The organism is Massilia sp. P2_C2, assembly GCF_056404615.1.
The window spans coordinates 1-4,392 of sequence record NZ_JBFUDR010000409.1; the positions used below are offsets into that span (position 1 = coordinate 1).

The following is a 4,392-nucleotide window of genomic DNA, read 5'->3' on the forward strand; positions in this document are numbered from 1 at the left end:
CACCATAAGCGGCCGCGACGTTCGCCACCATAAGCGGCCGCGACGTTCGCCACCGACTGGCCTTCGCGCACCGCTTTGATCGCCTGCTGGCGCATCACCTGAAGCGAGTGGTGATCCAGTTTTCGCCCGTCAGAAGTTCGTTTGCATTTCATGCAAGCATTATATTACGAACTAACATTACTTTCTAGAAGGTTAGTAATCGCTCATTTTTATCGAACAATTATTTAATTTTCAGCTGAACCCGGACAGGTTACTGAAATTCGAGGAGCCCTCGAAACTAACTCGGCGAGATCACATAAACCTTACAATAAGTTCCTGAAGAGCCAGCCCACTTTTGCTCCGGCAGTCCAACAACACGAACCGAATTCTGGGACAAGTATGCCCCGAGTATGATTGCAAAGTTCGCACTAAATCCGGGATCGGATTTTGTAATCCAATAACCAGACGGACAATTAGTCGTTGGGTTGGCGACACTAAAAGCGACATCCCCACTTCCGAACTGATTGTATGAAAGAACTTCAGTGATTTTCGTTGACACGGACCAACCATCGATTGCGTATGCCGCACATGAAATTGTGCCGACAAGCAAGGTCACCAATATTTTAAATTTTCGCTTGATCTTGTTACACGAGAAAATCATCGAAAAATCAGAGTGCTTCATAGTTTTCATAGAGGTCGGGTAAAACGCATTTTATTGATAACCAGTTCAAAACCGGCTCGAACTCAAGACCAGATGTCATTCAGTATAGAAAATCAGAAAACCACATCATCGATGTCTTCTCCATCAGACCAGCGCGTACAAGTATTCGAGCCCACTAACGTAATTTCTTGCCCGCTCGCTTTCGCCGCCAGCAACTGGGCTAGTTGCTGTTTCCCACTAGTGGAATTCTCATTTTTAATCATCCAGTAATTTATCGTTGCGCAGGCTGGTCGATTCGACAACGCCCCATCAAGTATTACGTAAACCAAACCGTCGCTTGCCCGCACATGTATATGCACCACATGTCCGGTTTGGGTTCCTGCCAAAACAGAACCAGACGCACCGAAAAACGCCACAATGAATAGAAAACGGAGCAGTAATTTTTTCATAAACGTCACCAAATTCAATGAACTCAATCGCCCTCACGCAACCCATAAATGATTACAGGCAACCATCGATGGCATCGTAATAGATATAAACGGGAACCTTGGCAGTCTGGTGGCCATCATGGTCACATAAAAACGGTTACGATCCGCAGTCGTCACGATTGAAGGAAGTCTTATTTTTCCTATCGCGCATTCAAAAGCGTGAATCAGTCGACATCAGAGAATGGCCTGGACAAAGGTATCACCGCCATCCAAAGACACTAAGGTGCCACTGCGAAACCTTCAATTTTATCTTAAAAATACGTCAAAAATCTATCCAATCCCAACAAGATCGTAACATCCAGACGCCAATCTATTAACGAAAAATAATTCCGCCACACAGACCAACTATTACTCAAATAAGTTCACTAATTCCCGTTACACCTGAATTATTTCGCCACCATTTCGAAAACATAAAAGCAACGAATCGCCGCGGATTGAGAGGGCTGAGAGGACTTATGCGAATCAGTAGGCCCTGTCGCCATAACGACGGACGGCCGATACGTGGAACGACCCATCGCATTCAGGTCACGAATGGATGGCGGAACGCGTCCCGGCGCAGCCAGCCCCTATACTTGCGCCGACCGCAACACAAAGGATCCGCCCATGACCACCCCCATGCACAAGATCGCCCTGGCCCTGTTCGTGCTCGCCCTGCTGCACACGCTGGCCACCCGCCTGTTCGAAGGCCTCGCGCACGACTACCCGCGCCACGCCGGCCTGTTCCACCTGCTCGGCGAAGTCGAGGTGGTATTCGGCTTCTGGGCCTTCGTGCTGATCGTGGCAATGGCCTTCGTCGAGGGCAGCACCGCCGCCATCGGTTATGCCGAGTCGCGCCAGTACACGGAGCCCCTGTTCGTGTTCGTCGTGATGGTGGTGGCCGCGTCACGTCCCGTGCTGGAGGCGGCGCGCGCGCTCGTGCGCCTGCTCGCGCGCCTGCTGCCGCTGCGCGCGGAAGTCGCGCAGACCTGGCTCGGCCTCGCGTTCGTGCCGCTGGCCGGCTCGCTGGTCACGGAACCGGCCGCGATGACGATCGCCGCGCTGATGCTGGCGCCGTCCGTGTTCCGCCAGGGGATGCCGGAATGGCTGAAATACGGGGCGCTCGGCGTCCTGTTCGTCAACGTGTCGATCGGCGGCACGCTGACGGCCTATGCCGCACCGCCCGTGCTGATGGTCGCCGGCGCGTGGGACTGGGACAGCGTCCACATGCTCACGCACTTCGGCTGGCGCGCCGCCATCGCCGTACTGGTCAACGCGAGTGTCATGACCGTGCTGCTGCGCCCTCACCTGCGCCCGTTCGACGTATCCATCGAGGGCGAGGCGCCCGTGCGCATGCCGGTCCTCGTCACCTTGACCCACCTGGGCGTGCTGGTGGCGATCGTGCTGCTGGCCCACCATCCCGTGCTGTTCCTCGGCGTCTTCCTGCTGTTCCTCGGCATCACCCAGGCTTATCCGCGCTACCAGGATCCGCTGATCCTGAAGGAAGGCCTGCTCGTCGGCTTCTTCCTCGCGGGCCTCGTCGTGCTGGGCGGGATGCAGCAATGGTGGCTGCAGCCGATCGTCGCGCGGCTCGAGCCGACCGCCCTGTTCTTCGGCGCGCTGGGCCTGACGGCGATCACGGACAATGCCGCGCTGACCTATCTCGGCTCGTTGATCGCCGGGCTGTCCGGGCGGGCGCAATACATGCTGGTGGCGGGTGCCGTGGCCGGTGGCGGCCTGACCGTCATCGCCAACGCGCCGAACCCGGCCGGCGTCGCCCTGCTGCGGCGCGGCTTCAACGACGAGTCGATCGGGGCCGTGGGCCTGTTGCTGGGAGCCTCCGCACCCACTTGTGCGGCGGCGATCCTGTTTTTGTTCTAGACTCAATAGTTGCGTATTTACAACGAATAATCGGTAAAACCGGCACCCATCTGGTGCAAATCCCGAGTCCTGCACCAAGCCTGCGCAAATGTTGCAATGCGGAAAATTTATTTCTTTTTCCGCTGAAATATCCATGTTTTACTTCCCGATTACGTCCATTCAGCAAATGATCATTCGGGGAGGAAGCCTTGAAGAAAACATCCGCATTGACACGTCGTTTCGGCTTTTTGCTGTCCACGTTTTTCATCGGTTTTGCCATCTTCGGCGCCGTGGCGTTCAACACGCTGCAGTCCCTCAAGGTCGGCGGCCCCTTGTACGATCACATCGTCCAGAACAAGGACCTGGTGGCCGACGTGCTGCCGCCGCCCGAATACATCATCGAGTCCTACCTGGTCACGCTGCAGCTGGCGCAGGCCGGACCGGACCAGCGCACCACCCTGGTCGAACGCCTGAAAGCCTTGCGTGACGACTACGAGACACGCCACCGCTACTGGAAGGCGGCCGGACTCGATCCCGAGCTGAGCGACTTCATGCTGGGGCAGGCGTATGTGCCGGCGCAGGCTTTTTACGATCTCGCATTCAAGAAGCTGGTGCCGGCGCTGGCGGACGGCGACCAGGCACAGGTGGCGGCCATCATGCGCGACCTGAACGGTCTCTACGACCAGCATCGCAAGGCCATCGACCAGGTCGTGAAGCTGGCGACGGCGCGCAGCGATGCCGACGAGAAGGCGGCCGCGAGCCGCATCGACCACGCGCAGCTGGCGATGCTGGCCGTGCTGGCGGTCTCGCTCGGCACCAGCCTGGCCGTGGCCTGGTTCATCCTGAAGACCGTGCGGCGGCGCCTCGGCGGCGATCCCGATTACGCGGCCGACATCTGCCGGCAGGTGGCTGCGGGACGCCTCGACATCGAGGTCGAGGTGGAGGAAGGCGACAAGGCCGGCGACAGCCTGCTGGCCTCGATCCGCACGATGCGCCGCACGCTGGCCGGCATGGTGGGCAGCATCAAGGATGCGGCGGACAACCTGTCGGCCGGTACGGCCCAGATCTCGGTGGGCAATCGCGACCTGGCCGAGCGCACCGAGCGCCAGACCTCCTCGCTGGAGCAGGCGAGCCGGGTGGTGGCCGCGCTGACGACCACCGTGCAATCCAACGCCGCGGCGGCCGAGGAAGCCAACCAGCTGGCGCTGCGCGCGTCGACCGTCGCCGCGAGCGGCGGTACCGCGGTCGGCGATGTGGTGCGCACGATGGAGCTCATTCACTCCTCGTCCTCGCGCATCGTGGACATCATCGGCGTCATCGACGGTATCGCATTCCAGACCAACATCCTCGCGCTCAACGCGGCCGTCGAGGCGGCGCGCGCGGGCGAACAGGGCCGCGGCTTCGCCGTCGTCGCCGCCGAGGTGCGCA

Annotated in this window: 3 protein-coding genes; 2 read left to right on the top strand and 1 reads right to left on the bottom strand. The window is 58.7% G+C overall.

The window, feature by feature from the left end:
• Positions 1-753: 753 nt before the first annotated feature.
• The gene (locus tag AC1DYX_RS28210; RefSeq protein WP_477265082.1) at positions 754-1,089 is read right to left on the bottom strand and encodes a hypothetical protein; all 336 of its coding nucleotides are present in this window, start codon (positions 1,087-1,089) and stop codon (positions 754-756) included.
• 642 nt (positions 1,090-1,731) lie between these two features.
• Here AC1DYX_RS28210 and AC1DYX_RS28215 point away from each other — a divergent pair.
• Positions 1,732-2,985: a putative Na+/H+ antiporter gene (locus AC1DYX_RS28215; RefSeq protein WP_477265084.1), complete on the top strand. Its 1,254-nt coding sequence runs from the start codon at positions 1,732-1,734 to the stop codon at positions 2,983-2,985.
• 188 nt (positions 2,986-3,173) lie between these two features.
• Positions 3,174-4,392 (top strand): methyl-accepting chemotaxis protein (locus tag AC1DYX_RS28220; RefSeq protein WP_477265086.1); only part of this gene is annotated, 1,219 nt, incomplete at its 3' end.

What these genes read in the sequence shown, in the direction of transcription:
- AC1DYX_RS28210 (WP_477265082.1), bottom strand. Translation starts at nt 1,089, where the DNA reads ATGAAAAAATTACTGCTCCGTTTTCTATTCATTGTGGCGTTTTTCGGT.
- AC1DYX_RS28215 (WP_477265084.1), top strand. Translation starts at nt 1,732, where the DNA reads ATGACCACCCCCATGCACAAGATCGCCCTGGCCCTGTTCGTGCTCGCC.